General features: G+C 51.2%; 15 protein-coding genes. 12 read left to right on the top strand and 3 right to left on the bottom strand.

The genetic code is table 11. The features are described from left to right. Positions 1-64 precede the first annotated feature (64 nt). Together ACFSUS_RS09595 and thrA are read left to right on the top strand one after the other, a co-directional pair. The gene (locus ACFSUS_RS09595) at positions 65-1,333 is read left to right on the top strand and encodes an MFS transporter (protein ID WP_381521950.1); all 1,269 of its coding nucleotides are present in this window, start codon (positions 65-67) and stop codon (positions 1,331-1,333) included. A 131-nt stretch (positions 1,334-1,464) separates the two neighbouring features. Beyond that, a complete protein-coding gene (gene thrA, locus ACFSUS_RS09590) occupies positions 1,465-3,981 on the top strand; it encodes a bifunctional aspartate kinase/homoserine dehydrogenase I (protein WP_381521947.1) in 2,517 nt (838 codons plus the stop codon). A gap of 205 nt (positions 3,982-4,186) precedes the next feature. Here the strand turns inward: thrA and ACFSUS_RS09585 are convergent, their stop codons facing one another. Continuing rightward, positions 4,187-5,065, bottom strand: a complete 879-nt coding sequence (locus ACFSUS_RS09585) for a hypothetical protein (RefSeq protein ID WP_381521944.1) — start codon at positions 5,063-5,065, stop codon at positions 4,187-4,189. 103 nt (positions 5,066-5,168) lie between these two features. Here ACFSUS_RS09585 and ACFSUS_RS09580 point away from each other — a divergent pair, with 103 nt between their 5' ends. The 4 genes from ACFSUS_RS09580 to ACFSUS_RS09565 all read left to right on the top strand — a co-directional run bounded on the left by ACFSUS_RS09580 (position 5,169) and on the right by ACFSUS_RS09565 (position 10,636). Further along, entirely contained in the window at positions 5,169-6,749 is a 1,581-nt protein-coding gene (locus ACFSUS_RS09580) for an McrB family protein (protein WP_381521942.1), read from the top strand. Between the two features lie 78 nt (positions 6,750-6,827). Next, positions 6,828-7,859, top strand: coding sequence for a galactitol-1-phosphate 5-dehydrogenase (locus ACFSUS_RS09575; protein ID WP_381521940.1), 1,032 nt, complete (start codon positions 6,828-6,830; stop codon positions 7,857-7,859). Positions 7,860-7,900: 41 nt separating this feature from the next. Continuing rightward, positions 7,901-8,971, top strand: coding sequence for an acyloxyacyl hydrolase (locus ACFSUS_RS09570; RefSeq protein WP_381521938.1), 1,071 nt, complete (start codon positions 7,901-7,903; stop codon positions 8,969-8,971). A gap of 585 nt (positions 8,972-9,556) precedes the next feature. Beyond that, complete coding sequence (locus ACFSUS_RS09565; RefSeq protein WP_381521936.1) at positions 9,557-10,636, top strand: Gfo/Idh/MocA family protein; 1,080 nt, start codon at positions 9,557-9,559, stop codon at positions 10,634-10,636. Positions 10,637-10,704: 68 nt separating this feature from the next. On the opposite strand, the gene ACFSUS_RS09560 is transcribed toward ACFSUS_RS09565, so the two are convergent. Together ACFSUS_RS09560 and ACFSUS_RS09555 are read right to left on the bottom strand one after the other, a co-directional pair. Further along, the gene (locus tag ACFSUS_RS09560; RefSeq protein WP_381521934.1) at positions 10,705-12,036 is read right to left on the bottom strand and encodes a RagB/SusD family nutrient uptake outer membrane protein; all 1,332 of its coding nucleotides are present in this window, start codon (positions 12,034-12,036) and stop codon (positions 10,705-10,707) included. Between the two features lie 52 nt (positions 12,037-12,088). Next, positions 12,089-15,238 carry a SusC/RagA family TonB-linked outer membrane protein gene (locus ACFSUS_RS09555; protein WP_381522521.1) on the bottom strand — a complete coding sequence of 1,050 codons (3,150 nt, stop codon included), beginning with the start codon at positions 15,236-15,238 and terminating at the stop codon, positions 12,089-12,091. 266 nt (positions 15,239-15,504) lie between these two features. Here ACFSUS_RS09555 and ACFSUS_RS09550 point away from each other — a divergent pair, with 266 nt between their 5' ends. The 6 genes from ACFSUS_RS09550 to ACFSUS_RS09525 all read left to right on the top strand — a co-directional run bounded on the left by ACFSUS_RS09550 (position 15,505) and on the right by ACFSUS_RS09525 (position 25,979). After that, positions 15,505-17,742 carry a S9 family peptidase gene (locus ACFSUS_RS09550; protein WP_381521932.1) on the top strand — a complete coding sequence of 746 codons (2,238 nt, stop codon included), beginning with the start codon at positions 15,505-15,507 and terminating at the stop codon, positions 17,740-17,742. A gap of 153 nt (positions 17,743-17,895) precedes the next feature. Beyond that, positions 17,896-18,486: an RNA polymerase sigma-70 factor gene (locus tag ACFSUS_RS09545; protein WP_381521928.1), complete on the top strand. Its 591-nt coding sequence runs from the start codon at positions 17,896-17,898 to the stop codon at positions 18,484-18,486. Between the two features lie 105 nt (positions 18,487-18,591). After that, positions 18,592-19,650 (top strand): FecR domain-containing protein, encoded by a 1,059-nt coding sequence (locus tag ACFSUS_RS09540; protein ID WP_381521926.1) that lies wholly within the window; start codon positions 18,592-18,594, stop codon positions 19,648-19,650. A gap of 161 nt (positions 19,651-19,811) precedes the next feature. Next, positions 19,812-23,273: a SusC/RagA family TonB-linked outer membrane protein gene (locus tag ACFSUS_RS09535; RefSeq protein WP_381521924.1), complete on the top strand. Its 3,462-nt coding sequence runs from the start codon at positions 19,812-19,814 to the stop codon at positions 23,271-23,273. A gap of 17 nt (positions 23,274-23,290) precedes the next feature. Then, positions 23,291-24,724, top strand: a complete 1,434-nt coding sequence (locus tag ACFSUS_RS09530; RefSeq protein WP_381521921.1) for a SusD/RagB family nutrient-binding outer membrane lipoprotein — start codon at positions 23,291-23,293, stop codon at positions 24,722-24,724. A 4-nt stretch (positions 24,725-24,728) separates the two neighbouring features. Continuing rightward, the gene (locus ACFSUS_RS09525) at positions 24,729-25,979 is read left to right on the top strand and encodes a calcineurin-like phosphoesterase C-terminal domain-containing protein (RefSeq protein WP_381521919.1); all 1,251 of its coding nucleotides are present in this window, start codon (positions 24,729-24,731) and stop codon (positions 25,977-25,979) included. Positions 25,980-26,093 lie beyond the last annotated feature (114 nt).

The raw sequence follows: 26,093 nt of genomic DNA, 5'->3' as shown, positions 1-26,093 counted from the left end.
ATGCTAATTAATTCGCACACCAGGTGAGTTTGTGCGTTGGTAAGATAGTATACAACCTGGTTTCATGAAGGATTACCGATTAGTTTTGATTTTTGCCATTTCCATCATTGACGTTGTTGCTGCAAATGGCCTTGGTGCTCTGGCTACCAAATTTGTGGTTGCGTTACCTAACAAGCCCTTGTTACTTACTGGCGGAACAGCGCTAATGCTATGCATCCAGCTGGCATTTTCTCCTTCTGTTGGTCTTTTATCCGATAAGATTGGACGTCGGCCGGTCGTGATTGGGGCCACAATTGCTTCTTTGTTCACTTCTCTCTTTCTGCTACCGGTTCAAACGTGGGGGTATTTAACGAACCGAGTAGCGAAGGGCAGCACCAACGGTTTGTATGCCGTTATGCGCTCGGCAGCGTCCGATATTCTTGATAAAGACGAGTTAATCAAGTATTCCAGTATTCTAAGCTTTATTATCGGCACCGGGGTTATTGTGGGCCCGATGGTGACCGGATTGTTTTTGCTGGCGTTTCCTGACTTACGGATCGATGCTCGACCAACGGTCCTTTTCCTGATTGCATTAGGAGCTTTGAACATTCTTCTGGCCTTTTTATTCAAGGAAACCAGCGACAAAGAGAAAGAGAAGGTCGATATTAAGGAGCTTAGGGACAAAGCCCTTAATTCGTTAAAAGTTGTCACCCTTTGGCAGCAGCTTGGCGAATCGGATAAGCAACTACCGGGTATTAAAGCAATATTCATTTTGAACATGCTCGGTACGCTCAGCTTTGGTTATTACAATTTCTTTATTGCTTTTCTGACGCAGAGCGATATTAATATGGATGTATTAGGTGTAGCTCGGTTTTTTGTGTTTTTCGGCGCTTTGTCGTTGCTGGCCAACGTAGTGTTCTTTCGGTTCATCGTCAATCATGTCGACAAGCAGAAAACAATCATTGCCATTGTCTCGCTTGGCATTGTCTTACAGATACTGTACATCTTCTCCGAATCGTCGGTTACGCTTTTGTACGTCGTGGCAGGTGTTGACGCAATCACCGTTTCGCTCATTGGCGGCCTGATTGGAGGCATTCTAACCAGGATTACGAAAGAAGGAGGTGGGGTAGGCGAAATGTTCGGTAACATTCAGGCATTGGGGGGCGTAGCCAGCTTCGTGACCGCTTTGGTCAATAGCCTATTGGCCGGGGTTAGCACGATGGCTCCGTTTATATTTTGCGCGATTAGTTCGGCCGTCGTCATCTGGTGGACAACCCGCCTGCCCGAAGAGACAAAAAAATATACCCAGATCAGACAAGAAGGGCCCGAAGAACCTGAACCAGCAGGGGCTTGAAAGCAAAGCCATTTAACTTTAGGCCTTATCTTTGCTGTACACAATTGTCTTCATCAACAGCTTCCTGATTATCTTGCAGAGAGTGCCACTAGCAGGCGCTCTTTCGCCTTTCACTCTTTCGCTCATTACTAATGCAGGTTCTTAAGTTCGGCGGTACGTCGGTTGGCTCAGTTGAGAGCATTAAACAAGTTCTTCAAATAATAGAAAACCACCGCCGTGGCGACCGGTACGCCGGAGCGGGACCGCAAAACGGCGATCGGATAGCCGTCGTTTTTTCGGCGATGGGGGGCGTTACCAACCAATTAATCGAAATTGGTCGGATGGCTACCACCGGCAATACCGACTACATGGAACTGGTTCGGCGCATTGAAGACCGGCATTTCAACGTAGTTAAAGCCCTCATTCCGGTTAAGGAGCAAAGTAAGGTATTCGCCAATGTTCGCGGTATCATCAATGAACTGGAAGATCTGTTGCGGGGCGTCTCGCTCATTCGCGAACTGTCGCCACGAACCCACGACCTCATTACCAGTTTTGGGGAACGATTGTCGACTACAGTCATAACCGAATGCGTAAAAAGCCGGGGCATTCCGGCGCAGTTCTGCGATGCACGTACCCTCATCAAAACGGGTCCGCAGTTTGGGCAGGCCGAAGTCAACTACGCGTTGACTAATGAGTTGATCCAAAATCATTTTGCCAAAACAACCGATGCGGCTGGTGCTCCGATTCAGCTAATTACGGGCTTCATTGGCTCGACTGAGAAAAACGAGACCACAACCTTAGGGCGTGGTGGTTCTGACTATACCGCCAGCATCATCGGCGCGGCTTTAAACGCCGAAGTGATCGACATCTGGACTGACGTAGACGGTATGATGACGGCCGACCCGCGGAAGGTGCCTAACGCGTTCAATATTCCCACGATCACCTATGCCGAAGCAATGGAACTGAGCCACTTCGGCGCTAAGGTGATTTATCCGCCCAGCTTGCAACCCGCCTTTGCTCGTAATATCCCAATTCGGGTGCTGAATACGTTCAATCCGACGCACGAAGGTACCGTTGTGAGCCGCACGGCCGAGCGACGTCAATACACAATTACTGGCATTTCGAGTATCGACGACATTGCACTCGTCAACGTGCAGGGTTCGGGCATGATTGGTGTAGCGGGCGTATCGGCGAAGCTATTCGGCGTACTGGCCGCGCATAAAATCAGCGTGATTCTGATTTCACAAGCCTCGTCAGAGCACTCCATCTGTTTCGCTATCGACCCGCGCGGTGCGGAGAATGTAAAGGCAATTCTAGACGCTGAGTTCGCTACCGAGATTGCCCAGGGACACATCGACAACATCGCCATCGAGCGGGAGTTGTCAGTCATTGCCACCGTCGGCGAAGGCATGAGAAAGAGTTCGGGTATTGCCGGTAAGCTCTTTTCCGTATTAGGTAAAAACGGGGTGAACATTGTCGCCGTCGCCCAGGGATCGTCGGAGATTAATATTTCGGTCGTTATTAACAAAAACAACCTCTCCAAGGCGCTGAACGCGCTGCATAACATCTTCTTCCAGTCCGAAGCCCGGGTGCTGAACCTGTATCTGGTGGGAACGGGACTGATCGGAAAAACGCTGCTGAAACAGGTGTTCGATCAAAATCGATACCTACGTACCGAAAAATTGCTGAAGGTGTGCGTCGTGGGTATGTCGAACACAAAAAAGATGCTGCTTGACCCACGAGGCATCGCCCTCGATGATTGGCGTGAGCGACTTTTGACCGAAGGTGTTACGACCTCGCTCCCCGCTTTCGTTGAGAAAATAAAAGATTACAACTTACCCAACTCGGTATTTATCGACTGTACGTCCGACAAAGAGATTGTGCAGTTTTATGAGTCGCTGCTGGACGCTAACATTTCAGTCGTGACGCCCAATAAAGTGGCCAACTCGGGGCCGTATAGCGAATACCGGCGACTTCAACGGACAGCCCTGAACCGGGGTGTTAAGTTTCTGTATGAAACCAACGTTGGGGCTGGTCTACCCATCATCAACACTGTGCAGGGCCTGATGACAGCCGGCGACCAGTTTTTGAAGATCGAAGCAATTCTGTCAGGTACTTTGTCCTATATCTTCAACAATTTCAAACCGGGTAGCAACGGAGAACCGGTTTCCTTTGCTGACATTGTTCGGGAAGCTAAAGAGAAAGGGTATACCGAACCCGATCCGCGCGACGATCTGAGCGGTCAGGACGTGGCCCGAAAAATATTGATTCTGGCTCGCGAGGCCGGTTTTGCCCTTGAGCCCGAGGACGTAACGATCAATAATTTATTGCCCGAATCCTGCCTGGCAGCCCCGACCATTCCGGCCTTCTTCGACGAACTCGAACGTAACAACGCTTACTTCGAAAGCTTGCTGGCCGAAGCTGAAGCAAAAGGCGAGAAGCTTCGCTTTGTAGCTGCTTTTGAAAATAATAAGGCGGTTATCGAATTACGGTCGGTGGGGGCGGAGCATCCGTTTTATATGTTGTCGGGATCGGACAACATTGTTTCGTTTACAACCGAGCGGTATAAAGACCGGCCGCTGGTTATAAAAGGACCCGGCGCGGGAGCTGAAGTAACCGCTTCGGGTGTGTTTGCCGATGTAGTCAGTATCGGAAGTTATTTGGCGTAGATGTGTTAGTGCCGCTACGAAGCCCGACGTTTGGCGAAGTCTCCAGACTTCGCCACTGCGTTATCCGGTCTCCGACCGGTTTATATCAAATCTATAGTATCAGTTAACCACTCCGGTCACAGACCGGATAACGCCTGAGCATAGTCTGAGACTATGCTCAACGAACATTAACTACATTCAGCGGAGTGATTAGTTACGCAACTAATCACTTACACTCATACACAAAGGCTTGCCGGTTGTTCTTCGTTATTGGGGTAGGCACGCTCGATTGATATAATAACGCCGTTTGGTCCTGTGTCATCAGTTTGTTGTCGGCGTCGTAGGTAGGGGCAAAAGTCGACGATTCGCGCAAGGTACTGCGGCTGCCATCGGTGTTCAGGTCATACGTTTTATAAGCCGTAGGCGCGTTTTGATGCCAGAAACGACTAGGGTGCGTTTCACTTACCTGACTTAATGCCGTGACGGTTAGTATACTTCGTGCCGAAAAATGAGTATAGGGAGAGGGATTCATTCCGGTTGTGTATTCCGTTACCTGCTCAAATACTGGTCCTCCGCCCTGAAAGATAAATTTGACCCGTTCGTTTGTCAGATTTCCGGTATTGTCATACGTGAACATGTATGTTCTTTCGATAACTAATGAATTGGCGGGTAAAATCTGCCGACGTTCGTTGATCTGACTCAATTGGCCCGCCGTGGTATATTGCATCGTGAACACAGACTGTACTTTGCCGCCTTGTGTGAACGTAGCGCTGGTGGGCGGAGCAGTACCACCGGCCGAATACGCAAAGGCAATTACGGTTGCGGAGCCATCGGCAACCTGAACGATACGGCCGTTGGTTTGCGCTGTGCCAAATGTGATATTTCGGTTCGGCGACAGTTCTTTCATCCCGATCAGGGTATCATTCAGGTATAAAAACGTGCGTTGCAGCTCGTTCGTTAGCTTACCGCTGCTTTCTACAAGTTGATCCGTTACGCTCGTCAGTCGGCAAACCGTAGCCGGCTTCTCAGCCTCGTGTTTACAGGCAAACAAGCCTGGTAAGAACGTAAGTAGAAAGAATAGAATACGTATAGGTTTAGTTCTCATTTTCATTTAGTAAAGGAAAGCAAATGTATAGCGAACGTGTAGGTTAACCTACGATAATAACGTTGTAAATTTGTAGTTTCGCAAATTATAATTTCATTCTATTGTGCTTACCGAAACCCATCAGCAAGCGCTTATCGAACGCATCCGTGACATTGGTCATGCCGAAGCTGTTCGGCGATTTTTTGGGTTGCTGAAGGACTTAATTGATATTGTCAACCTCCCCAATGGAGACGCTCGTTTGGCGTTCTCGGTTCGGCGCGAGAAAGCCACCATTGTAGCTGATATTAACTTCTTTCAGGCATTACGGATTCAGAAGCCCCGCCGAAGTGAAGTCGAATATCACCTGACGGTTAAGAAAACCTGCCGCGACCGGCTCTCCGCTATTGAAGAGCTAGTATTTGAACCGATCACCGAAAAGTCAGACTACGTAGCCGTTGTCATTGGTCAGTCGAATGTGCATTTGCTGCACCAACCAACCCTGCGAACCTGCTGGGAAGACTGCTTGCTCGAATTAGTTGAAAGCAACAAACGGGGGCCGCACCTAGCGCGGCACAATCCTGACATTTACGAAGCTGCCGAAGACGAAGCCCGACTTAGTGACCTCATGCGGCTAGCCGACGACCCGACCCTTGGCAATAGTGTTTTAAATGGACATACTGTTGAAGAGCCAGAGGTTGGATACGCAGTTGACGCAATTAATCAGCCGCAAAACCTGATCTTGTTCGGTCCTCCAGGAACGGGCAAAACCTTTGCGTTACAACCTTACCTGAAAGAGCAGGAATCAAGCCTGATTACGTTCCACCCATCGTACAGCTATGAAGAGTTCGTGGAAGGTATCCGGCCAGAGGTAATGGGCGGCCAAATTAGCTATCGCATTCGTAAAGGCATTTTTTACAGGGCCTGTTTGGCCGCCATTCATCAGGCGGGTTATGCTACGCTTGGCGACTGCCTAAACGACTCCCCCGAGAACCGAAACCGTAAGCTCCGACAGGCTCCAGCGCATTATCTGCTTATTGACGAGGTTAACCGCGCCAATGTAGCTAGTGTGTTCGGGGATTTGATTACGTTGCTTGAATCCGATAAACGCCTGGGTGCCGAACACGAGTTGTGGTTGACGTTACCGTATTCGCAGGAACGGTTTGGCGTACCTATGAACCTCTACGTCGTTGGTACCATGAACACCACCGACCGATCCATTGCGTTGCTGGACATTGCGTTGCGACGGCGGTTTTCGTTTCGCGAAGTGATGCCCGATCCATCGGTACTAAGTGTGGTTGAAGGCGTTGACTTATCGCAGCTGCTCCGAACGTTGAACGAACGGATCGAGTATTTGCTTGACCGCGATCATCAGATTGGCCATGCCTACCTGACTAACATTCAGACGCACGCCGATCTGTGCGACACGTTCCGCAACCGAATTATCCCCTTGTTGCAGGAGTACTTTTTTAACGATTGGGCAAAAATTCAGTTAGTTTTAGGAGATAATCCTGCCTGGGGGAAAGAGCCGGATCATCGATTAGTCTGGGTTAAGAAAAAATACACCGCCAACGCTGCCAGCAAGTTGTTTGGCGAAACGCCCGACTTTGTCGACGAAGTTGTTACGTACGAGATCAACCCGTATTTGCAGCGAGAAGACTACGAACAAGTGCCCGTTGAAGCGTTTGTCAAAGTCTACCAAAAGTAGCCTGAACGGCCACGTTCGGGTGAGGTAAAATACAATCGTTATAACGCCCGGACGTGGCCGTCCAGGCTACTACTGATCATGAAAGCCCTCGTTCTCACCGAATACAACCATTTTGATTTGCAAGATGTGCCAAAGCCGACCATTAAGCCGAATGAGGTGTTGGTACGGGTGCAGGCCGTTGGTATCTGCGGCTCCGACGTGCATGGAATGGATGGCAGTAGCGGCCGACGTATTCCGCCTATTGTGATGGGGCACGAAGCGTCGGGTATTATTGCCGAGGTAGGGGCCGACGTGCATGGCTGGGCCACTGGTGATCGCGTTACGTTCGACTCGACCGTTTACGTACTCGACGATTGGTATACCCGACGAGGTATGTATAACCTGAGCGATGGCCGTGAAGTGGTGGGCGTTTCGACACCTGATTTTAAACGCCAGGGGGCATTTGCCGAATATGTAGCGGTGCCACAACATATCTTATACGCCATTCCTGACAATGTCAGCTTCACACAAGCTGCGCTGGTTGAGCCGGTTGCTGTCGCCCTTCACGCTGTAAGCCTGACGCCGATTCAAATAAACGACTCAGCCGCGGTGGTAGGCGCGGGTATGATCGGTCTGTTTATCATTCAAGCCTTGAAGCTAGCCGGCTGCGGCACGATCATCGCCATTGATCTGGACGATGATCGGTTGGCGCTAGCTCAGAAGCTCGGCGCTACGCACATGATTAACGCCCGGTCGGAGGGCGTCCCAAAGCAGGTACAAGCTCTCACGCACGGCCGCGGTGCCGATGTGTCCTTTGAAGTGGTGGGAGCGGGGCCAACCGTTAAAACGGCTATTGATTGTGTTCGGAAAGGTGCTACAGTAACTCTAGTAGGCAATCTGGCACCAACCGTCGAGATTCCACTGCAGGCGGTTGTTACGCGGCAGTTGCGACTTCAAGGCTCTTGTGCCATTAATGGTGAGTATGAAGCGTCGCTGGCGCTGATCTCGTCGGGCCGAATTAATGTCGAAGCCATCTTAAGCGCCGAAGTCCCCCTTCATGAAGGAGCAGATTGGTTCAAAAGGCTGTACAACAAAGAGAAAGGGCTTATTAAAGTAGTGTTGAAACCCTGATCTAGTCGGAATGAATTATCTGTTCAGGCGACGTTACTGTCATGAATGCTGTTCTGCTGCTTAGCTACCTGCTTTTAATGCCTGAAGACTCGGTTCGTCGGCAATTTGGTGTGCAGACGCAGGCTGGCTTTATTATTCCCCACGCCCCCGATCTACAGGCCGTTTCGCAGTCGAGGCCCGTTGGTATCGAACTCACTTATAGCCGGACTTCCTTACATCGGACAGCTTATGAACGCTGTAACTGCTTTGCGCGGGTTGGGGCTTACGTTAACTATTTTACTTTTAACAACCCGGCTGAACTAGGACAGACAATTGGCGCTGGCGCTTTCTTTGAGCCATTGATCCGTTACCGTAAGCCACTCTATTTTTCGCTCAGAGCAACGGCCGGCTTAACGTATCTGACTCGGGTGTACGATGCTGAGTCGAACCCAAGAAACACATTTTATAGTGCTCCCTTGAGTGGATTGCTCGCCTTATCAGCGGGTGTACACTACCGTGTAACAAGTCGCATTCATCTATCAGCTACAGCTAACTACAATCATATTTCCAATGGTGGTACGCGCCAGCCAAATCGAGGTATGAACTTTCCAACGGCGGGGATTGGGTTGACCTATACACCTGGTTCAATGTCATTTCCTGACCCCCGCCGTTGGGCTAGACCCCGGTTAGAGCGTCACTTTACAAAGCGGCTCATGGCCTTCGGCTCCATACGGACACTACCCGAGGTCGATAATTTTCCGGAGCGTGCCGAGTGGCTGTGGGGTGTGACGGCGACGGCTGGCTATCGTCTGAGCCGCTTTCACGCATTCACGGGTGGGTTGGAGTTTGTAGACGACCGGTACCGGCGCGAGCAGCTTCGTCGCGAAAACTCTACCAGCGATTATCGTGAGCTGGCCCTGTTGGGTGGCTATGAGCTTTGGCTGGGCCGGTACATATTTACGATACACGCTGGCTGGAATGTTTACCAGCCGAACGAGTTGCTGGAAGGGCGTATTTTTCAGCGATACCAACTTCTTTACAGCTTCCCAAAGCGCTTTCTGGTAGGCGTTGGCCTAAAATCAAAACTAAATGTGGCCGAAGGATTCGATGTGCGAATGGGAATGGAATTTTAACGCAGAGCTTATTCTAATCTAAATTCAATGCGTCCTGAATCAACATCGCATTTGTGGTTTGATTAAGCCGTTGGGGTTTGAAGCCGATCAATCGCCCAAAAATTATTTCTTCAAGGAACTGCTTCAAACGTCAATGTTGTGTGTCAGTACTAACGTATCAGATGTTAATTGCGAAATTTGCCAGGTTACTCCACCCGCAAAAGGTGAGACTGCACAATTCACAAGCGTACAATTTGCGGCCGATGCATTCCAGTGAAATACAATAGTTTTTGTAGTTGCGCTGAAAGATACCGGACCACAGCAATTAGAAGGTGATTGCCCCTTAACAAATTGCCCATCCCGTGGAAAAGTAATTGAGTTCCGGTACTGACCTGTCAAGTCTTGCCCGTCCCGTACAACCTGTGTTATAAGCCAGGTGCGATACAATTCGTCCGGTGCAGATGAAAAGACTGAACCATCCGGCTGGCAGGCTAACAAGCTACTGAGTACGAGAAGACACAATAAATAAGTTCTCGTAATTTCGGCCATCATAAGTAGATGACCCGCCTGCTGCGCATTTCGTTGGAATACAGTATAAAATAAGCTATGCCTAATCCCATTCGCATTGCCATTATTGGCCCTGGAAAAGTGGCCCACCTACACGCCAAAGCTGCTTTACAAACGCCTGATACCGAACTAGTAGCTGTTTATGGCCGGACGTACCAGAAAGCCGAAGATTTCGCCAACCAGTACGGTATCAGTGCCTACAGCGATGTGTACGACATGGTGCATCGCGAAAATGTTGATCTCTGTCTTGTCTGTACCACGCACCCGGCCCACCGCGAGCCCACCGTTGCCGCTCTCGATGCCGGAGCTCACGTGTTAGTCGAAAAACCCCTGGCGTCAACGCTGGAGGACTGCGACGCCATGATTGAAGCGGCCCGCCGTAATGGCCGCTATCTGGGTACCATTAGCCAACGCCGTTTCTACGAACCCAGCCAGCGAATTCGCCGGGCCATTGACGAAGGTAAGATTGGTAAACCCGTGCTGGGGACCGTTCAGATGCTGGGTTGGCGCGATGAAAAATATTACCAAAGCGATGCCTGGCGAGGAACTTGGGCTGAGGAAGGCGGTGGCGTACTGGTTAATCAATCGCCCCATCAGCTGGATCTGTTGTTGTGGTATATGGGCGAGATTGACGAAGTGTACGGCGTCTGGCGTAACCTGAACCACCCATATATTGAAGTAGACGACACAGCCCTGGCCATCACCAAGTTTAAAAATGGTGGGCTAGGAAATATCATCGTCAGTAATTCGCAGAAGCCGGGTATCTTTGGGAAAGTCCACGTTCACGGAGAGAACGGCGCATCAGTAGGTGTTCAGACGGACGGTGGTGCCTTGTTTATTGCCGGTATGTCGAGCATTACTGACCCGCCTGTCAACGACCTTTGGACAGTGCCCGGCGAAGAAAACCGGTTGGCTGAGTTTGTGGCTGAAGACACCGCTTTTTTCAACACCATCGACGCAACCGTTTATTACTTTGGACTACAAATTGCCGAATTCTGTGATGCAATTCGTGAAAATCGCCCGCCGTCAGTGACCGGCGAGGACGGACGAAACGTTGTCGCACTGTTCCAGGCTATTTATGAATCAACCCGAACGGGATTACCGGTAAAGATGGGGTAACTCATAAAGCAAACGGGTGGTAATACGTCCTGAACATACTACCACCCGTTTGTTACAACCCAACGAGCTTAGATTGTTGGGTCCGGTGGTGTACTCGTGTTGTTTTCGCGTTCGGTACGTGGGTACGGGAAGAAGTTTCGGTTGCGTTCGGCACCTGCAGCACTTGGACCAGGTCGGCCAAACCGCCGACTGTCTTCGAGCCGGAAGCCCTGGAAAGCAAGCTCAATGTTCCTGTTTCGATAAATTTCTAACAGAATGGCATCGGCGGTGCTCGGTCCACTATAGGCTGGCAGACCAGCGCCCGGAAGTGCTGTCGGCAGATTATTTATCGTAGTAGCCGCGGCTGTGCTTGTTCTGAACCAGTTCAGAAACGTAACAGCGTTGGTGAGATCACCCTTGCGAGCCGACGCTTCCGCTTGAATCAGCAGTATTTCGCCAGGTACATAAACCGGAATGGGTGCGTTGTTAGCCGTGTAAAAAGCCGTGGCCACCACAGGTGTAACGGCTGTATTGCTGCTTGTCCTGGTCAGAAACGGAAGCCGTTTGTCAGCTGGATCAGGCGCCAGTGCGCCGGTAAGGCCTAGGTTGGCATTCGTAGGCTGGTACACGTTCAGCGTCTGGAAAGCCGCTTCAAACAACGGATTGCGGGTGTTGTCATCGAAGTTGAAGACCGACCTGGACGTCAGGCTGACACGGCCGGCAGCTGCCAGCGCTTTGTCGTAATCACCAGCAAACAAGGCATACCGAGCAATCAGGGCCTGAATGGTGTTCGGGATATCGATACCCGGCACAATGCGGCTGGTGAAATTAGCCGAAACAGGTGTAGCTGATACTTGCGTAGCGGCTTGTTCGAGCGTTTTGATAGCTTCTGCTAACACCTGCGCTTTGGAAACAAATGGTACGTTGGTACCCGTCGTAACCGGTGCCTGCTCGAAGAACTGGGCTAACGTACCCAGCGATAGTGCCCGGAAAATAGACGCGTAGCCCACAATGCCGCTCTTTGTGCCCGGTTCGTAGCTGGCTACCTCGGCGTTGGCCAGTATCAGTTCAGCGTTGGCCCGAACCAGGTTGCTCTGCGTCCAGAGGTTACGTACAACGGCGTTACCGTTACCTACGTTGCCACCCCCAGCGGCCAGGTTAGCCTCTTCAATATTCCCAACGTTCAGAACCCTTAATTCGTTGGTAGTGAGTCCTGCACCTGCTGTTGCATTGTAGAGTACACTTAAGGCACCGCCGGTGGTGTAACGGTATTGCAGACCATTGCAGAGCGTCAGCAGGCTTTCAATTGAGCTTACCGCCTGTGTTTGGTTAAGGCTACTAGGGTTGATGTATTCCCGCTGGCAGGCATACTGTCCCAGCAGCAGGCTACCCAAAAGGGTAGTTAGGATGATTTTTTTCATAGAAGTAAATTGTTGCGTTCGTAGTCAGCTGATTCAGCTAACCAAAAACTTTTTAGAAAGTAGCTGTCAGTTTGACCTGATACGTACGTGGAATCGGAACGTTACCAAAGTCAACGCCCCGGAACAAATCGTTATTACCACCCGCATTTGTTTCCGGATCAAAGCCAGTGTACTTATCCCACGAATACAGGTTACGGCCGATCAGCGATACGTTCAGTCGGCTGATGGCTTTCACCAACTGGGGTAAAGTATAGCTCAACGAGACCTCGCGCAGCTTCGTGTACGAACCATCGTCAATCCGGAATTCCTGCGTGTTATAAATGCCGAAGATGTAACCACGAGGCAGTTCACCCCGCAGTTCCTTCTCGGCAAAATCGCCTAAGCCAACGCCCTGCCGGGTGCGTTTGTCTGCATTGAACACGTCAACGCCCTGAACGGCATCGAGCAGGATGTGCAGGCTCAGCTTCTTATACGACAGGTTGGTGCTAAACGAGCCCGTCCACTTCGGATTCGGATTGCCAATAATGAGGTTGGCCAGTGGCTTTGTTACGTCGAAAGTGCCGTCTGGATTGCGAGCCGGTACGAAATCGACTGCGCCAGCTGCTTGCTGAGAAGCACGTTCGGACTGGGGGAAGCCGGATGGCGATAGTAACAAATCACCTTTCGAATCACGGGCATAGCCAGTACCAAAGAACACGCCGACAGGCTGGTTGAGCAATAGACGTACTGGGGCTCCGGACACACCTTCGGCACCTACGTCTATAACCGACAGACCACCGAGGCTGGTAACCTTATTGCGGTTCTGGTTGAAGATAGCCGTGAAATCCCAGTTGAAGTCTTTTGTTTTAATCGGGTTGACGTCGAGCATAATCTCGAAGCCGGTGTTCTGCATGGTGCCGACATTATTGAAAATATTGGTTCCGCCTGTGGTGGGGGCAAGCGTCCGATTTACCAACAGGTTCGTAATTTTCTGCTGATAACCCGTTACGCTCAGACCAACACGGCCACCCAGGAAGCCCATGTCGATACCGCCTTCCAGTTCGCGCATACGCTCGGGCTGCACATCAGGATTAGCCAGTTGCGTACCAGGCGTAACTGTATTCCGGCCGAGGAAACCAACCGGGTTGAACTGGTAGAATCGGCCGTAGGTGGGCAGGTTAGCCAGGTTACCCGCTTCGCCATAGCTAGCCCGCAGTTTCAGGCTGTTAAAGGCCTGACCGAAGGTGGCGGCTTTCCAGAAATCCAGATCAGACACAATCAACGAGCCGCTCACTTTGGGGTAGTACTGGTTGGTTTGCGATGGCGAGAATTTGGTCGACTGATCGCGCCGAACGGCCCCCGTTATAAAGGCCAGATTGCGGTAACCGACTGTTGCCTGCGCAAACACGCCACCCAACCCAAATCGATCCAAGCTGTATCCCAAGCCATACGTCGTGTTACTCGCTCCGCTAACCGTTTCAATGAATGGCGACAGATTTTGCCCACTAGCCGTTGAATAATCGGACTGGAAATACTGGTAGCTATACCCGGCTACTGCGTTTAGTTTAAAGTTCTCGCCAAACTGCCGCTGATACGATACGTTCAGGTCATTGTTAAACTGCACTACCTGATTCGTTGCGTTAGCTGCGAAGCCTTGCGGGTAACGGGCCGCTGGTAAACCGGCTACCGCCTGGTAGGGATAGGGGCGAATGTAGTTTTTACCAAATTGCGAATAGGTATCTACCCCGGCAATGTAGTCGACCGACAAGCCTTTGGCGGGTGTCAGGTTCAACTGAACACTACCAATCGTGCGGCTCACCTGCTGCGAAAACTTCATGTCTTCAATGGTAGACAGCGGGTTAACGCGCGATGGTTCAACGGCTAACAGGTTACCGGCTGCGTCGCGCTGGGTGATGTCGTAGATGTTGTTAGTGATATTAACCGAGTTGATCGGGCTGTAAAATACGTTGCCGTTCGCTTTTTCGTTCGAGAGGCTATTGGCGTAACTCAGACCAACCGTCAACTTTGCCCAGTTAGTCAGGCGCTGGTCAACGCGGGTGCGGAGGCTGTAGCGCGTAAAGTCGGTACCTTTGATGATCCCTTGATTTTGCAGAAAGCCTAGCGATACGTAATACTGGGTGTTGTCGCTGCCGCCCGTTATCGACAGGTTATTATCCGTGCCTGTACCCGTTCTAAAGATCTGGTCGAAGTAATTGTAGCGCGTTACGTCGACAAGGTTAGTGGCCAGCAATGTGTAAGTACCATCGCGGTAGATGCCCGGTGCAGGGGTAAGGGTTGTACCAGGGTTAGCCGCAACTTGAGCGGGAGTAACGCCACTGATCGTGTATAGCCGGAGTCCGGGAAAGCCAAACTGCTTACCATACGTATTAACTGGAACGGATTTACGCAGTTCGTTGCTGTTAAACGACGTGGAGAACGTTACTTGCGGCCGGCCGCTTTGCCCGCGCTTGGTTGTGATGATAACGACGCCGTTGGCCGCCCGCGAACCGTATTGCGCAGCTGCGGCTGCACCATTAATCACGTTCAGACTAGCAATATCGTCGGGATTGATGTCGGCTAAGCGGTTCTGACCGGGATTGGCACTGCCAATGTCGTTCGCCAGGGCCAGCTGCGAAACGTTGGTGCTGGCATTGCTAACAATAACGCCATCCACAATGTAGAGCGGGTCCGACGAACCGGCCAGGGACTTGATACCGCGCAGGCGAATCGTAATGCCGCCTGCCGGGTCACCAGAATTCTGGGTGATCTGTGCGCCCGGCACTTTGCCCTGCAACGAATTAATCAGGTTACCCGATCCCGTATTTTGTAGATCCTGAGCTCTAATTGTGCTGATCTGGTTACCCAGTTCACGTTTCGGGGCCGATAGTGTTGACCCGGTAACGACCACCTCGTCGAGGTTGGTAGCCGAAGCGGTTAAGGTTGCGTTCGCCGTGATCTGTTCTGCATTGCCCAGCGTTATATTCTGCCGTACGGTTTCGTAACCGATAGCGGAGATGACGAGGGTAGTTGGGCCGGGTTTCACCGTTGCCGTGATCGTGTAATTACCATCTGCATCGGAGGCTGTGCCAATCGTTGTACCCGAGATCAGGACAGTGGCACCGGGCAATGCTTGGTTATCGCTATCAATAACGCGGCCTTTGATGGTGTAACGGGTACCTTGGGCGATGGCATTCGTACAAATCAACAGGGTTAGACCGAACATCCACAAGCGATGTAGACCTCGACTAACAGGTACGTACCTTTTCATCATAGGTTAGTAAAATTGGGAGGTAAATAAAACTTCCGACCTTCGGAAGACGAAAGATAAGCACAAATAGGTAGGCAAATGGTACTAAAAGGACGTTTATCTTCGGTAATTGATGCTTTCTTGCGCTTCTTTATTTCAGCTAATGGCCTATACACCTAAAGGTTATTCTGTCGGAGCAGCTGAAATTTTTGCTATTTTTGAGAGTTTTAGCACCCTACTACATGATTCATCGCATTCTAACAACCGTTCTTTTTAGCGTTGCTCTGCTGACTACGTATCGCGGAGAAGCTCAGACTAACGCTCCGTCGAAGCAACGCTATGCAAGCCTTCAGCAGGCGCTGGTTTCGGGTAGCCAACTTAACGGCTCAAATGGTCCACGCAGTGTTAACTGGATCGAAGGAGGAACCAAATTCTCGTTCATCGACGGCCAAAGCACTATTAAATCGCTCTCTCCTAAAGATCAGAAAGAGGAAGTTGTCTTTGACGGGAGCCAGTTGAAATTCCCCGGTACTGAGAAAGTCTTTACGTATGGCTCATTCGAGTGGTCGAAGGATTCAAAGAACCTTCTGTTCCAAACTAATTTCCGGCCTGTCTATCGGCGGTCAGGGGTTTCAGACTACTACGTATACTCGGTAGCTGACAAGAGTCTGAAGCTCGTGGCCAAGGATGCTCAAACCGCTGAACTGTCACCCGATGGCAGCAAAGTAGGTTACGAACGGGGTGGTAATTTATATATATTCGATTTTGCCACGCAGAAAGAAACGCAACTGACCGACGACGCTAAACCCGCCTTCTACAATGGTCGCTTTGGTTGGGCCTATGAAGAAGAGTTTGGGCTGGCGCAGGCCTGGGAATGGTCGCCCGATAGTAAGTTCATTGCCTTCTGGCAGTCCGATGAGCGGCAGGTTCCCATTTACAAACTGACCGATTACAAAGGTTTCGACGAAAAGTTTGACTCGTTGCCGTATCCCCGCGTTGGTGACAAGAATCCAACGGTACGTATTGGCGTAATCGAAATCGCCAACAGAGCAAAGCAGTGGATGAAAGTCGACCTCGGCGATGGTTACATTCCCCGTATCTACTGGACGTCGCAGGAAGGGCAGCTAGCACTGGTGCACCTGAACCGGAAGCAAAATCACCTACGGCTGTTCATGACCAACGCCCGCACTGGCGATGCTAAGCAGATCATGGAAGAAAAGTCGAACACCTGGGTCGACATATTCGATTTCTTCGCCGGCATCAATCACCTGCTCTATTTTCCGGCGGGTACACAGGAATTCTACTGGGTATCAGATCGGGACGGCTTTGCGCACCTTTACCGCTACGATTACTCGGGTAAGTTGCTCAACCCGGTGACGACTGGCAAATGGGAGGTAACGTATGTACACCACATCGACCCGAAAGGGAAGAAAGTCTACTTTACCTCCACAGAGGTGTCGCCCCTGGAGCGGCATCTGTTTGTGGCTGATCTCGACGGTAAAAATAAGCGTCGCCTGACCTCGGTAGCCGGTCGGCATAACATCAACTTCTCGCCCAATGGCCAGTACTTTATCGATCGTTACTCGAACGTGCAAACACCGACGCAGGTTGAGTTACGCGATACAAAGGGGCAGCTCATTAAAGCCCTGGAGACCAACCAAAAAGTGAAAGACTACGTCGCCGGTCATGACTATGCACCCAAAGAGCTGACCAATTTCACTACGTCAGATGGTCAGCGCATTGACATCTCCATCATTAAACCGCTGGACTTTGACCCGAACAAGAAGTATCCGCTGGTTATGGACATTTACGGCGGACCAGGGGCGCAATCGGTTTATAATGACTTCGCCACGACGGGGTGGCATCAGTGGCTGGCCCAAACCGGCTACATCGTCGTGAGTGTTAACAACCGGGGTAGCGGAGGATACGGCCGTGATTTTGAGAAAGTGGTGTATGAGAAGCTAGGCAAGTACGAAAGCCAGGATTTTGCCGAGGCCGCTACGTATCTGGCCAAGCAACCGTGGGTAGATGGCAACCGGATGGCGATTCGGGGCCATAGCTACGGTGGTTACATGAGCAGCTATACCATGCTGACCCATCCTGGCGTATTTAAGGTTTCTATTGTTGGGGCACCCGTCACCGACTGGCGGCTTTATGACAGCATTTATACCGAGCGCTACATGGGGCTGCTTCCCGAAAACGAAGAGAAGTACAAGGTCAGCGCGGTGTCGCCTTACGCCAAGAACTTAGCTGGAAAGATGTTCATCGCTCACTCAACGATGGATGAAAACGTACACGTTCGGAATACATTCCAGTTAATGAACGCGCTGGAAGATGCCGGAAAAGATGCCGACCTACGTATCTACCCGCCAGGGGCTCACGGGGTCGCTTACAGCCAGACTAGCAGTCTGCTGTTGTATCAGCAGTACAGTACGTATCTGGAAAATAATTTGAAGAGTGCACCCATAAGTCAGGAATAACAAAGAAGCCCCGCAACGTTGCGGGGCTTCTTTGTTAAGGTTATGTTTAGCGCGTAACCTGGGGCATTGCTTCGTTAATCATTCCGTAACATTCCAGTAAAATTGGCTTTATGTTGAGGGACTACCTTTGCGCATTGACTATTGCCTTGCGTTATGAAAGGGTCATCAGTACCGGAAGACTACGAATTGATCGTTGCCATCCAGTCGGGCGACACAGCTGCTTTTCAGGCAATATACCGCAAATACTGGCGCCAGCTGTTCAATTTTGCCAGTCAGGCCGTCCGCGATACCGACGATGCGAAGGATTTGATTCAGGACCTGTTCACCGATCTTTGGCAGAATCGAAGCGCCATCCGGCCCGAAACGTTCTCGACAGCGTATCTCTACGCAGCCCTTCGCCACAAGCTCCTCGACCGCATTCGTAAACAGACGGTTCGCCAGGATTATGCCCGCTTAATTGCCGCCACAACCACCGGACTCGATAACACAACCGAGTCGGCCGTGCTGACCAGCGACTTCACGGAACATCTCCAGGAAGGCATGAATCTATTGCCGGACCGCTGTCGGTTAATTTTTCAGTTAAGCCGGTTTGATAACCAATCAGTCGAAGAGATTGCCGACCAGCTTCAATTGTCTCCGCAAACGGTCAAAAATCAACTCTCCAAGGCGCTGCAACTACTGCGGGCCAATCTTCACGAATACGCCGTGTCTCTTATTACGCTGTCAATTAGTCTCTTATCATAGTACCCGAAAATTTTTTGTAAAAAAGTTTTAAATCGGATAGTACCAAATCGGTGCTCATGCGAATACTCATCAGAAATCGGCCAAACCTAAGGCTGTGTCAATTGGATGAGTCAGAACGAGCGCGAACGTCATATTCAGGACTACTTAGACGGAAAACAAACGCCGGAAGGAAAAGCTCTTTTCGACCAATGGGCCGACCGACTCTTCCAGGATCAGCGCTTCATGGATTCGCTTAGCCCCGCTCAAATCAAACGGTTTGAGGATGAGATGTGGGATGCGATCAGCCAGCGAATCGGTATCACTGATGTACCCCAAACACCACAAAAAGAATCAGGGGCCTTCAAGGCTGTAATCAAACCTGAACAGAAGCCTCGCAACACCTGGTTTGGATCAGCTGCGCGCTACGGGCTGGCTGCATCGGTCGCCTTACTCTTACTAGCCGGTTACGTTTTCTGGCGAACAACGGGGTTGAGAGTAGATACGGCGACTCATGGTCCAGAGTCGGCAGTTGCTTATCAGGAGGTAAACGTACCGACCGGCCAGCGGCTGACGGTGACTCTGACCGACGGGACAAAAATCTATCTCAACGCCGAGAGTAAACTACGTTACCCCAAGACGTTAACCGGACCTACCCGGCAGGTTTTCCTGGAAGGGGAGGGGTTCTTTGAGGTAACGCCCAATCCCGAGCAGCCATTTATTGTCACAACCAGCACGTTGATGACAACGGTAAAAGGAACCTCATTTGATGTTAACGCATACCCCGGTGAGTCGGTGGCGGAGGTGACGGTTATGACCGGTAAAGTAGACGTAGTTACCCGCCACGGAAAACATCAACTATTACGTCCGGGTCAACGGGTCACGCATCAGCCCGATCTGGACTCGTTGACCTCGTCGACGGTAGCCGACCCTACTCAGGCCATAGCCTGGCGCGACGGTACGCTGACGTTCCGCCGGACGCCCATGAGCGACATTGTTCAGCAATTGCAGCGTCAATACGGAGTACGGATCAGGTTGACTAACCCGCAATTAAAATCTTGTACGGTGGTCGGTGAGTTCAGCCACGCTACGCTCGATAACGTGCTAGAAGTGCTGTGCAGCTCCATTAGCGCTACTTATCAAATAAACAGAAAGGAGGTATTGATTCGGGGAAACGGATGCCCATAGGCAAATCGCCCTGAAACGAAAAGGCCAGATGTGGTACCAGCACACCTGACCCGGCAAAAACAATCTCTCAAATAAGGCATCCTGCAAAGGATGCCAGGCGTGGATTCGCCCAGCGTGGATTCGCCCGAAAGATCATTTCTCATTTTACCGATCACAAACCTATGCAAAATTTCTTACGCTATTCAGGTCAATGGCGAAAAGTAAGGCGGTGCTGTGCCGTCTTCATCCTCAGTATCTTCACCCTTTCATTAGCTCAGGCTAAGCTTAGTTTTGGGCAGGAAGCCCTCGAGAGCCGGGTGACGCTGTCGGTACGTAACGTTTCCCTGAGTGAAGTATTAACCCAGCTCGAAAGTCAATCCAAACTAAAATTTGTCTACGCGGGTACTACCATTAGCGAAACCGATCGAGTAACGATATCGGCGCAAAATCAACCGCTCAGCCAGGTACTCGACCAACTACTTAAACCTCGAAAACTACAGTACGCTCTTCTCAATAAAAACCAGGTTGTCATTCGCCGGGAGCTGGGGCAATCGCAGGCGACCATAACCGGCCAGGTACTGGATGCGCAAACCGGCGAAGGAATTCCGGGCGTCAACGTACTGGTTCGGGGAAGTAAACAAGGGACAACCACGGATATAAACGGCCGATACTCACTTAGTGTGCCTAATGAGCAGGCTGAACTGACATTTTCATTCGTAGGCTATCTGTCGCAAACCATCACTGTTGGCAACCGCTCGGTGGTCAACGTGCGGCTCGATGTTGATGCCCGAAGTCTGAACGAGGTTGTTGTGACAGCGCTGGGTATTAAACGAGAAGAAAAAGCGCTGGGTTACTCGACCCAGAAGTTAGACGGCTCAGCCGTGACCGATGCTCCGGCCAATAGTGTTGTGAACGCGCTTTCGGGAAAAATAGCGGGCTTGAACCTAACCAAAACGGATGGCCCAATGGGCAGTAGCCGCGTCACTTTACGGGGCGAAAGCATCCTGGACCTCAACTCGCCCGGCGCGTTGATCGTGGTCGACGGCGAACCAATTAATACGAGCTTTCAGGGCGTAGGGCATGGCGCTTACCTGGGGGGAGATTCGCCCGTCGATTTCGGTAGTGCCCTGACGGATATTGATCCCAACAACATCGAATCCATTAACGTCCTGAAAGGGCCAGCGGCTTCGGCTTTATATGGCTCACGGGCGGGTAACGGGGCCATTATCATCACGACTAAAAGTGGGAACAGAGACCAGAAGGGAGTGGGCGTAACGCTTAATTCGTACGTCAGCATCGACGATATTAACCGCTGGCCAGATTACCAGTATGAATACGGCCAGGGCACATCGGGACAGGCTTACTATTCGTACGGCACCACCGCCGATGGGGCCGGCACGCATAACACCAGCTCAGGCTGGGGCCCTCGCTTCGAGGGCCAGCAGTTTTACCAATACAATTCCCCACGCGACCAAAGTGGAAAATTTACGGCTCGCACGCCCTGGGTACCTTACGAAAACAACCGGAAAGACTTTTTTCAGAAAGGCGTAACGCTGTCCAACAACATATCAATCAGCAACAACGGCGAGAAGGGCACAACTCGGCTTAGTGTTTCGCACCTCAAAAACGAGTGGATCGTGCCGAATACGGGCTACCAGCGGATCAACGTTGGATTGTCTAACCAGTCGCAGGTGTCGAAGAAGTTGTCGGTTAATACAAAGGTTAATTACTATAACAAGTTTAGCGAAAACCTGCCTACGACCGGCTATAACAACCAGTCGATCATGTACTTTCTGGCGTTCCAGAACGCTAATATCAACCTGGACTGGTACAAACCCTACTGGCTGCCCGGGCGCGAAGGTATTGAGCAGAATCACCCGTTTAGCTCGCTCATCGACAACCCGTACCTCATTACGTACGAGATGCTGAATAAGTCGAATCGGCATAATATCACTGGTAACGTTTCAGTTACGTATAACATCCTGAAGGACCTCGACCTGACGCTGCATGGTGGTCTGGACGCGGGCTACGAGTTCCGTTCGCAGCAGCGGCCCAAGAATACGCAGAAGTTTCAGGAGGGCATGTATCGCCAGCAGAACGTGTTTAACGTTGAGTCGAACACCGATTTTCTGCTACGTTATAAACTCCAGCCAACGGCTAATTTTCAGGTAACGGCCAACGCCGGAGGGAATATTCTGATTCAGTCACAACGCTTTACCAACCAACTGGCTGACCGGCTTGTCATTCCGAACGTATACAACCTCGCCAATAGCGAGCAGATGCCTTTAACCCGTAGCGATCAGGCCGAAAAGCGCATCAACAGCTTATACGGGTTCGTGAACCTGGCCTATAAAAACGTAGCCTTCCTCGATATTACCGGGCGGAACGATTGGAGCAGCACTTTGCCCCGGCAAAACAACTCGTTCTTCTACCCTTCGACGACGCTTAGCCTGATCGTGTCGGACATGGTGCCGCTGCCCAAATGGATTAGCTACGCCAAGTTCCGGGGCGCATACGCCAGTGTGGGCTACGATGCTCGATTAGGGACTTACAACCTCGAAAAGGTATACGAACCGGGGGTGTTTCCGGGCGAGCTCGAAAACCCAAACATCATTGCAAACCCCAACCTGCGCCCTCAGCGTAACAACTCGTGGGAGGCTGGAACGGAGTGGCGATTGCTGAAAAATCGGGTTTCATTTGATTTAACTCTGTACCGTCAACTCACCATCGACCAGATTCTGTATGCTCCCGTTGAGTACGCATCGGGTTATAATTCATCCCTGATCAATATGGGTAAGGTAGTTAACCGGGGTGTTGAGGTGACGTTAACCGGTAGCCCAGTGAAACGTCCGCGTGGCCTGACCTGGGACGTAACGCTCAACTGGGCTATGAACCGCAACCGCGTTCAGGAACTAAACAACGGAACGGGTAACGTGGTACTGGCTCGCTACGTTGGAAGCCGCGTGACGGTGGAAGCTCGCGAAGGGAGTCCCCTCGGTGAGATTTACGGGTTAGGGTTCAAGCGCTCGCCGGATGGCCAGATCGTCTATGACGCAAACGGTTATCCACTCCTAACGGACCAGTTTGTCAACTTCGGCAACGCGAATCCGCAATGGCGGGGTGGCCTGGCCAATAACCTCCGGTTCCGGGGCTGGAGCCTGTCTGTGTTAATCGACCGTCAGCAGGGCGGCAAAGTGTACTCGCTGACCAACTCCGTGTTGGGTGAGCAGGGAAAAATTAAGGCGACGTTACCCGGCCGTTACGATGGTTTGGTAGGGCCGGGCGTCATGCAGGCCAGCGACGGGAGCTACGTACCGAACACAACTAAAGCCGCGAACATTGTGACCTATTATAGTCGGCTGTATGGTCGCGATAACGTAGAGGCCAACGTGTTCGACGCTACGTTTACGAAGCTGCGGGAAGTGCGGTTGGCATATACATTCCCGGCGAAGCTGCTTGGTAAAACGTTTCTGCGGGGGGCCAGCATCGGCATCTACGGCCGTGACCTCTACAACTGGACCAAGTTTCCTGCCTTCGATCCCGAAACATCAACCCTCGACAATTCGACCATTACACCAGGCTTAGAAATCGCTCAGTTTCCTTCAACGCGCACGATGGGGGCGAACCTCACGGTTTCTTTCTAATCATCTATCAACCGAACATGAAGATCTTAAAACTAACGGCCCTGGTTGCCTCCATGTTAGTTGCGGTTAGCTGCACGTCCTCCATGGAGGAGCTGCTACACGACCCCGAAGCCGTAACGACTGCCACTTCGGGCAGTTTCCTGAACACGGCCGTACTAAGTGGGGTGAACATTGGCCTGAGCCGAAGTCACCGGCTGAACAACGAGCTGATGCAGGTGACGGTATCCCTAACCGACGGCCAGTTCCACCGCTACGTACTGATTCCCAGCGAGTCGGATTATTTGTGGAATAACTACTACCTCACGCTGACCAATGTGCAGGATATGTACGAACGCGCCCGGCAGGCCAACAACCGAAACCACATGGCAGCCGCACTGACGATCCGGGCCTGGTTATACCAGAATCTGACCGATGCTTACGGCGACATACCCTATTCGCAGGCACTGAAAGGATATCCAGATTACGTCATCAATCCGAAATTTGATTCGCAGGAACAGATTTACACGGGCCTAGTTAGTCAGCTAGATTCGGCCAATGCGCTGTACGACGTTACAAAAACGATGGCTCCCGGTATCGATGCCTTGTACGGAGCTGACCAAAGCGCAGCCGGAACATTGAACTGGAAGCGGTTTACGAACTCACTCCGGCTCCGGTTGCTGATGCGAGGAGAAGCCAAATCACCGGCTTTCCAGCAACAGATTCGTGACATGCTCGCTAATCCGGCTAAATATCCATTGATGACGGCTCCTGAACAAAGCGCGTCGTTGAAATTTACGGCGGTCAACCCGCTGCTGAATCCCTTCGCCGATGACCGCGATTATGATTTCAACGGGGCCAATGCTATGGGTGAATTTTTTATCAACATGCTCAACACCTGGCAGGACCCGCGGCTGGCGGTTTGGACCACGAGCGTTAGCGGTAAATACGTGGGCGTACCAAGTGGCTATTCGTTGGGAGATGCCCCGAAAATAAGTGCTATTGCTTCGTCGCGGTTGAACAAAACATTGAAAACATCGCCCTTGCTCGGCACAATTATGCAATGTGCCGAAACCGAATTCCTGTTAGCCGAAGCGGCTCTGAAAGGTTATAGTGCCGACTCGCCCAAAGACCATTACGAAAAAGGCATTCGGGCGTCGATGACGTACTGGGGCGCGACCATGCCTGCTGATTTTCTGACCCGTAAAGGAGTAGCGTATGCCGGTACGCTGGAGCAGATCATGACCCAGAAATACATCAGTCTTTTCTTCACCGAAATGCAGCAATGGGCCGAATACCGGCGCACGGGCCTCCCGGTATTGCCCAAAGGTCCCGGATTAGAAAATGGTGGGCAGATGCCCACGCGACTGGCTTATCCGCTATCGGTGCAGTCGCTGAACAAACAAAACTACGACGAAGCCACAACCCGAATTGGTGGCGATAACATCAACACCAAAGTGTGGTGGGCAAAGTAAAACCATGATTAACCGAAGAGATTTTCTTAGACAAATCGGCTGGTCTAGCGCTGCTGTAACCGCAGCACCGGTAGCCTTTGCCAACGCGCCACAAAGCACTGATTCTGTTGTTCCGAGCCTAACCGGCCGTGTTCATACCGACGGCAAAGGCATTGCAGGGGTGGCCGTGACGGATGGCTTTACCGTAGCAACCACCGATAAGAATGGTAACTATAAACTGACTGCGGCTAACGCTGCTGAGTTTGTGTATATCAGTCTGCCAGCGGGTTATGCTTTTCCCAACGAGCGAGGAATAACCCGATTCTTCCAACCCATTACGCCGAAAAATGGCTCGTTTAACGCTGACTTTAATCTCGAACGCCTGACGATGGATGACAACAAACACCATTTTGTTGTCTGGGCCGATACGCAGATTCGATCCGAGAAAGACGCCGAGCTGCTTAAGACCGAATCATCGCCGGATTTGCAGGCACTAGTGGCGTCGTATCCAAAGAACGCGCTGTTTCATGGAATCGGCTGCGGAGATTTAATCTGGGACCGGTTTGAATTGTTTGATGATTACAAAGAAGCAGTGAGCATGACCGGCGTTCCGTTCTTTAACGTCATTGGTAACCACGACATTGACCTGGATGCCCAGACTGACGACTACTCGGCCAGAACCTTCAAGCAGCAGTTTGGGCCGACGTATTACTCGTTTAACCGTGGTCAGATTCATTATGTGGTTCTGGATGATGTGTTCTTCATCGGTACCGCTAAGAAGTATATTGGTTACCTAACGGAAAATCAACTACACTGGCTGGAGCAGGATTTGGCTTTGGTGAAACCCGGTACGACCGTTGTCGTTAGCCTGCACATTCCGACTCAAACTGGCCACAAACGCCGGGCTAATCTCAAAGAGGAAGAACTGGGCGGCAGTGTGTCGAACCGAAAGCAGCTTTATCAGCTATTAAAGCCTTATAAAGCTCACATTCTGTCCGGCCACACGCACGTGAACGAGAAATGGGAGGAAGACAACGTAATGGAGCACGTACACGGCACGGTCTGCGGGGCCTGGTGGACAGGGCCAATTTGCAGCGACGGTACACCCAACGGTTACGGCGTGTATGAAGTGGACGGCAGCGATATTCGGTGGTATTACAAATCAACTGGCAAGCCGCGCGAACATCAGTTACGGATTTATGAAAAAGGCCGCCTGAAAGATGCACCGGATCAAATCGCCGTGAATGTTTGGAACTGGGACCCTATTGATCCGTGAGTAAGTCCGTAAACGTTTGTGCTTTACTTAGGTAATGGCTAAATATAAACAAGCTGATTATGAAGTACTACGCCGACGCTGTGTAGAACTAAAGAATTTAGGTTGGAGGCAAAC

The sequence above is a fragment of the Spirosoma soli genome (genome assembly GCF_042684525.1).
Classification (GTDB): Bacteria; Bacteroidota; Bacteroidia; order Cytophagales; family Spirosomataceae; genus Spirosoma; species Spirosoma soli.
Note: the sequence above shows the minus strand (reverse complement) of the source record. Positions and strands in the feature narration are given on the sequence as shown.

Excerpts from the sequence above, each read along its gene's own strand:
- ACFSUS_RS09595 (WP_381521950.1), top strand. The coding sequence starts at position 65 with ATGAAGGATTACCGATTAGTTTTGATTTTTGCCATTTCCATCATTGAC.
- thrA (WP_381521947.1), top strand. The coding sequence starts at position 1,465 with ATGCAGGTTCTTAAGTTCGGCGGTACGTCGGTTGGCTCAGTTGAGAGC.
- ACFSUS_RS09585 (WP_381521944.1), bottom strand. The coding sequence starts at position 5,065 with ATGAGAACTAAACCTATACGTATTCTATTCTTTCTACTTACGTTCTTA.
- ACFSUS_RS09575 (WP_381521940.1), top strand. The coding sequence starts at position 6,828 with ATGAAAGCCCTCGTTCTCACCGAATACAACCATTTTGATTTGCAAGAT.
- ACFSUS_RS09570 (WP_381521938.1), top strand. The coding sequence starts at position 7,901 with ATGAATGCTGTTCTGCTGCTTAGCTACCTGCTTTTAATGCCTGAAGAC.
- ACFSUS_RS09565 (WP_381521936.1), top strand. The coding sequence starts at position 9,557 with ATGCCTAATCCCATTCGCATTGCCATTATTGGCCCTGGAAAAGTGGCC.
- ACFSUS_RS09560 (WP_381521934.1), bottom strand. The coding sequence starts at position 12,036 with ATGAAAAAAATCATCCTAACTACCCTTTTGGGTAGCCTGCTGCTGGGA.
- ACFSUS_RS09555 (WP_381522521.1), bottom strand. The coding sequence starts at position 15,238 with ATGTTCGGTCTAACCCTGTTGATTTGTACGAATGCCATCGCCCAAGGT.
- ACFSUS_RS09550 (WP_381521932.1), top strand. The coding sequence starts at position 15,505 with ATGATTCATCGCATTCTAACAACCGTTCTTTTTAGCGTTGCTCTGCTG.
- ACFSUS_RS09545 (WP_381521928.1), top strand. The coding sequence starts at position 17,896 with ATGAAAGGGTCATCAGTACCGGAAGACTACGAATTGATCGTTGCCATC.
- ACFSUS_RS09540 (WP_381521926.1), top strand. The coding sequence starts at position 18,592 with ATGAGTCAGAACGAGCGCGAACGTCATATTCAGGACTACTTAGACGGA.
- ACFSUS_RS09535 (WP_381521924.1), top strand. The coding sequence starts at position 19,812 with ATGCAAAATTTCTTACGCTATTCAGGTCAATGGCGAAAAGTAAGGCGG.
- ACFSUS_RS09530 (WP_381521921.1), top strand. The coding sequence starts at position 23,291 with ATGAAGATCTTAAAACTAACGGCCCTGGTTGCCTCCATGTTAGTTGCG.
- ACFSUS_RS09525 (WP_381521919.1), top strand. The coding sequence starts at position 24,729 with ATGATTAACCGAAGAGATTTTCTTAGACAAATCGGCTGGTCTAGCGCT.